Raw genomic sequence first — 4,649 nt, 5'->3', positions numbered from 1 at the left:
GAAATTCCATTATTTTATCCTTTTAAAGCATTGCATCCAAAAAGGTTTCAGCAGGAATGGACAGTCCGTCTGCGGTGCTTGCCTTGCTGGCAGTTAAATATTTTTTTACAATATTGAATCCAACTGCGTATCCAAGCATTTTTGGCTGATATCCTTTGCCGAATAACAGCTGGGGAAATAATCGATTATCCCGTTTGATATCCCGATGGGGCGCAATCTTTTTTTCATATAAAGCCTGAAGCTGCTCCGGTGTATACCAAGTCGTCCACTCAGCCGTTTGACTTCGGCCGAACCTCTCATAAACAGCATATTCCGCCAGCCCTTCCATGATGATTGTATCAAGTAATGTGACATCCTTTTCCTCTTTTGTCAGATGACCTAACCGGCAAACGTGATGATACTCATGCGTCATAAGGGCAGATACCGACCCAAAATCTAAATCTGACGAAAGAAAAAGGAACATTTTGTCTTGAAAGGCGAGTCCTGATTTTGATCCGAATTCTAAACGGATTCTCCTGTTTCGTTCATCAACCGGCAGCGTGACAATTGGTACATCAGGACCTTGCCATTTGTTTTTGAGGTACTGTTCTTCCTTTTGGATATGTCCGTAAAAACCTTTTTCCTTCAGCTTGGAAACAGTCTGAATACCCTCTTTTATGTTTTTAAACATCCCATGATGCTGAAGGTGTCCCAGAATGCCATTCCAGTTCTTTTTCTCCGCACCTGAAAAAAGCGGGATAATGTAATGCGCCAAATCATCTATTGAATCAGCCTTCCTGAGCCAGCTATATGTTTGTTCTACACTCATGTGATCGCCTCCTCTTTTAATCCTATGCACACAAAAAAAACCGGCTACCCTTTAAGGGCAGCCGGTTTGGCTTGATTATGATTGATATTTCTTAAAGATTAATGTTGCGTTGTGTCCGCCGAATCCTAATGAGTTGCTGAGAACATAATTAAGTTCCTGTCTGCGGGCTTCATCAGGCACATAATCCAAATCACATTCTTCGTCAGGTGTTTGAATATTGATTGTCGGTGGAATCACGCCTTCTTTAATGGCCAGGATAGAGAAAATGGCTTCAATACCGCCGGCTGCTCCTAAGAGGTGGCCTGTCATCGATTTTGTAGAGCTTACCGCAAGTTTATGCGCATGCTCGCCAAAAACGGTCTTAATCGCCATTGTTTCGTATTTGTCGTTGTAATACGTGCTTGTCCCGTGAGCATTGATGTAATCAATTTCTTCAGGTGCAATGCCTGCATCTTTAATGGCTTCTTGCATCGCTCTCGCTCCGCCTTCGCCGTCTTGGGCCGGCGCTGTGATATGATAAGCGTCTCCGGTTGAGCCGTAGCCGACAATTTCTCCGTAAATTTTAGCGCCGCGGGCCAGGGCATGCTCAAGTTCTTCAAGAACGATAATCCCTGCACCTTCCCCCATGACAAAGCCATCACGGTTTTTATCGAACGGGCGGCTCGCTGTTTTCGGATCTGGATTAGTAGACAGCGCTTTGTTGGCACTAAAGCCGGCGAATGACATTCTTGTCAGCGGCGCTTCTGTTCCGCCTGTGACCATCACGTCTGCATCACCGCGCTGAATAACCTTAAACGCGTCACCGATGGAGTTCGTTCCTGTAGCACATGCTGTAACCGTACAAGAGTTCACCCCTTTTGCTCCTAATGCAATAGAAATCTGGCCTGTCGCCATGTCAGGAATCATCATTGGCACGAAAAACGGGCTTACCCGTCTTGGGCCTTTTGTTAAGAAGATTTCAAATTGAGACTCTAGTGTTTCAAGTCCTCCGATACCGGAGCCTACCCAAACACCGACTCTCGGCGCGATCTCATCGGTAATGTTAAGATCTGCATCTTCAACCGCCATTTTCGCAGCCACAACCGCATATTGTGTAAAGCGGTCCATTTTTCTGGCTTCTTTTTTATCCATATAATCTTCAACATTAAAATCTTTTAATTCAGCGGCAACTTTTGCCGGATATTCTTCAGCGTCAACACGAGTGATCGGACCGATTCCGGACACACCGTTGATTGCGTTATTCCAACTTGTATCGACGTCGTTGCCAAGTGGAGATAATGCTCCAAGTCCTGTAACAACTACTCTTTTTTTAGTCATCTTGTGTGCACCTCACCTTTTTTTATCGGCCCCAGCGGATTGCAATGGCGCCCCATGTTAGTCCTCCGCCGAACCCTACCATAACGACCACATCGCCGTCTTTGATTTTACCGGCTTCCAATTCTTCTACAAGAGAGATCGGAATGGATGCGGCAGAAGTATTTCCATATTTATGAACAGTTTTAGACATCTTTTCGACAGGAAGCTCTAAACGCTCGCGAGCAGCTTCCATGATGCGGATGTTCGCCTGATGCGGAATCAAAAAGTCGACATCCTCTTTTGAAAGTCCGGCTTTTTCAATGACATTTACGCATGATTCTCCCATTTGGCGGACTGCAAATTTGAAAACTTCTCGTCCATTCATGATTGTATGTCGTTTTTCATTCAGATACAAGTGCTGACCGCCTGTGCCGTCGGCTCCTAGTTCAAATGAAAGGATTCCTCTGTCATCACTGACTGGCCCGACTACCGCAGCGCCTGCTCCGTCTCCAAACAGAACGGCTGTATTGCGGTCTTCCCAGTCGGTAATGCTTGAGAGCTTCTCTACACCGACAACTAGAACATGCTTGTAGGTTCCGGATTCAATAAATTGTTTACCGGTTACAACCCCGTACATGAAGCCCGCACAAGCCGCGCTGATATCCATAGCACACGCTTTCTTCGCGCCGAGCTGTTCTTGAATCATACAAGAGACCGTAGGAAATGACTGATCAGGTGTAACAGTTGCAACCAAGATCATATCCAGATCCTCAGCAGCCACTTCAGCTTGTTCCAGCGCATTTTTCGCTGCTGCAACAGCCATATGTGATGAAAACACATCATCTGCTGCGATTCTTCTTTCTTCTATTCCTGTTCTTGTACGAATCCACTCGTCAGAAGTTTCAACCATTTTTTCAAGATCATGATTTGTTAAAACCTTCTCAGGAATGTAACGTCCAACACCAAGTATTCCAGCTTTCATAAGGGAAGACTCCTTTATATCTTAAATTTAGAAGATCAATCAGGTTGTGATCAATTATTAGTATCAGGTACTAATTCTATCCTATTTTTTTTCACATGGCAATATATTCGTCTAAACTATCAGTTCATCTTACTCATAGAGTATGGTATATGGAAAGGAGGCGTATGCAGTTGGATGTGTTTTCAAGAATGATGTTCGGCGATGCAGCAAAACCAACAGAAGAGAAGGAGGAGGAACAGCAAGAGGAAGTTTCTCAGGTTTCTCAGACAAACGACGAAGAGACGATTAATTACATGCATATTATGGACCAAATCGGTTCAATTATGAACTCTCTTGATCAAATCAAGCCTGCTTTAAAGGAGCTTGCGCCCATGCTCTCCGCTATTAAAAAGAAAATCATGTGAAAAGCCACTTTCAAAAAAGTGGCTTCTTCTTATTCTGTTTCAGATTTAGCGTCAGACTTGCCAAGCTCATAAGCTTCCGCCATTACCGTTGTAAATAGATTCATAAACGGCTGGATGGCCTCCATTGAGAGCTCAATGCCTGATTTCTCAAGCTGTTCTTTCGCTTCAGGGAGATATTTCATGGCAATTTGCAAGAATTCAAGTGATTTTTCGTGCTGCATGTGACGTCACTCCATTACTCGTTTTTTGGCAGCTCGCCTGTTTTGTTGTATGTTTTGATCAGCTTGGCGATTCTTTGCTGAAAGTCTTTGTCGACGAGCGGGCTGAATGTTCCCATCTCAACGACTCCCGTATTCAGGTCGTAGTAATGATCGCCGCCCTCAAGGTTGCCTTTATTAAATTGTTCAGCAATGATTTCATAGGCCTTGTCCACATTTTGCACCGTGCTGGTTAATACGGTATTCTCGCCCAGATCCGATTGATCTGTGACGTAGCCAATGGCATAAAGACCGTCTTTTTTGATTTGCTGAATAACAGGAACATTATACCCGTCTCCGGCGGGATACACAACATCCGCGCCTTCGTTCTTCATTTTCTGATAAAGCTTTACTGCTGTTGTATCATCATCCCAATGATCCGTATATTTCGTATTTACCTCTATATCCGGATTTTCATACTTGGCCCCTTTGATAAAACCGTCAACCTCAGGCTGCCACGTAAAGGAAGCAATTACACCGACCTGATTCGTTTTCGACATATGGGCAGCAGTCATTCCTCCAAAAAAGCCCATTGCTTCCCCGCTAAAATGGACACTCGTTACATTATCAGCTTTCGCTTTCGCATTGGAAATGACGAATTCCATATCTGGATAATCTTCGCCGACCAAGTTAAACACCTCAGCATATTCACTCCCATGGCCGTAGAGCAGATTGACGCCCCTCTTATGAAAATCCTCAATCGCATTTATGATATCTTCTTCTGTTTTAACGCCTTCTTTATAATAGACGTCCACATTGTATTTGGATTGTATATTCAGTAATCCTTTATACCCTTTTGTGCCCCATACGAGGTCATTAATCGTATCAGGAAAGAGCATGCCGACCTTCTCAATTTTTCCTTTGAACGGAGTTTGTCCACATCCACTCAATAAAAGGAGGAC

General features: G+C 44.1%; 6 protein-coding genes. 1 reads left to right on the top strand and 5 read right to left on the bottom strand.

The genetic code is table 11. From position 1 onward, the window contains the following. Positions 1 to 22: 22 nt before the first annotated feature. From RAC86_RS35590 to fabH, 3 genes are all read right to left on the bottom strand, one after another. Positions 23 to 808 (bottom strand): DUF2268 domain-containing putative Zn-dependent protease, encoded by a 786-nt coding sequence (locus tag RAC86_RS35590; protein ID WP_021479557.1) that lies wholly within the window; start codon positions 806 to 808, stop codon positions 23 to 25. A 75-nt stretch (positions 809 to 883) separates the two neighbouring features. Next, positions 884 to 2,125, bottom strand: coding sequence for a beta-ketoacyl-ACP synthase II (gene fabF / locus RAC86_RS35585; RefSeq protein ID WP_003244890.1), 1,242 nt, complete (start codon positions 2,123 to 2,125; stop codon positions 884 to 886). 22 nt (positions 2,126 to 2,147) lie between these two features. Then, positions 2,148 to 3,086 carry a beta-ketoacyl-ACP synthase III gene (gene fabH / locus RAC86_RS35580; protein ID WP_003232971.1) on the bottom strand — a complete coding sequence of 313 codons (939 nt, stop codon included), beginning with the start codon at positions 3,084 to 3,086 and terminating at the stop codon, positions 2,148 to 2,150. 164 nt (positions 3,087 to 3,250) lie between these two features. Here fabH and yjzB point away from each other — a divergent pair, with 164 nt between their 5' ends. Next, positions 3,251 to 3,490, top strand: coding sequence for a spore coat protein YjzB (gene yjzB / locus RAC86_RS35575; protein ID WP_003232972.1), 240 nt, complete (start codon positions 3,251 to 3,253; stop codon positions 3,488 to 3,490). Positions 3,491 to 3,519: 29 nt separating this feature from the next. On the opposite strand, the gene comZ is transcribed toward yjzB, so the two are convergent. Then, positions 3,520 to 3,711 (bottom strand): ComG operon transcriptional repressor ComZ, encoded by a 192-nt coding sequence (gene comZ / locus RAC86_RS35570; RefSeq protein WP_003224559.1) that lies wholly within the window; start codon positions 3,709 to 3,711, stop codon positions 3,520 to 3,522. Between the two features lie 14 nt (positions 3,712 to 3,725). Then, positions 3,726 to 4,649: transcriptional regulator Med (med, locus tag RAC86_RS35565; RefSeq protein ID WP_377886692.1), on the bottom strand; the 924-nt coding region annotated here is incomplete at its 5' end.

It is taken from the genome of Bacillus sp. LR_5, assembly GCF_042709275.1.
This window is presented reverse-complemented; position numbering and strand designations above follow the sequence as displayed.

What these genes read in the sequence shown, in the direction of transcription:
- yjzB (WP_003232972.1), top strand. Translation starts at nt 3,251, where the DNA reads ATGCAGTTGGATGTGTTTTCAAGAATGATGTTCGGCGATGCAGCAAAA.
- fabH (WP_003232971.1), bottom strand. Translation starts at nt 3,086, where the DNA reads ATGAAAGCTGGAATACTTGGTGTTGGACGTTACATTCCTGAGAAGGTT.
- comZ (WP_003224559.1), bottom strand. Translation starts at nt 3,711, where the DNA reads ATGCAGCACGAAAAATCACTTGAATTCTTGCAAATTGCCATGAAATAT.
- fabF (WP_003244890.1), bottom strand. Translation starts at nt 2,125, where the DNA reads ATGACTAAAAAAAGAGTAGTTGTTACAGGACTTGGAGCATTATCTCCA.
- RAC86_RS35590 (WP_021479557.1), bottom strand. Translation starts at nt 808, where the DNA reads ATGAGTGTAGAACAAACATATAGCTGGCTCAGGAAGGCTGATTCAATA.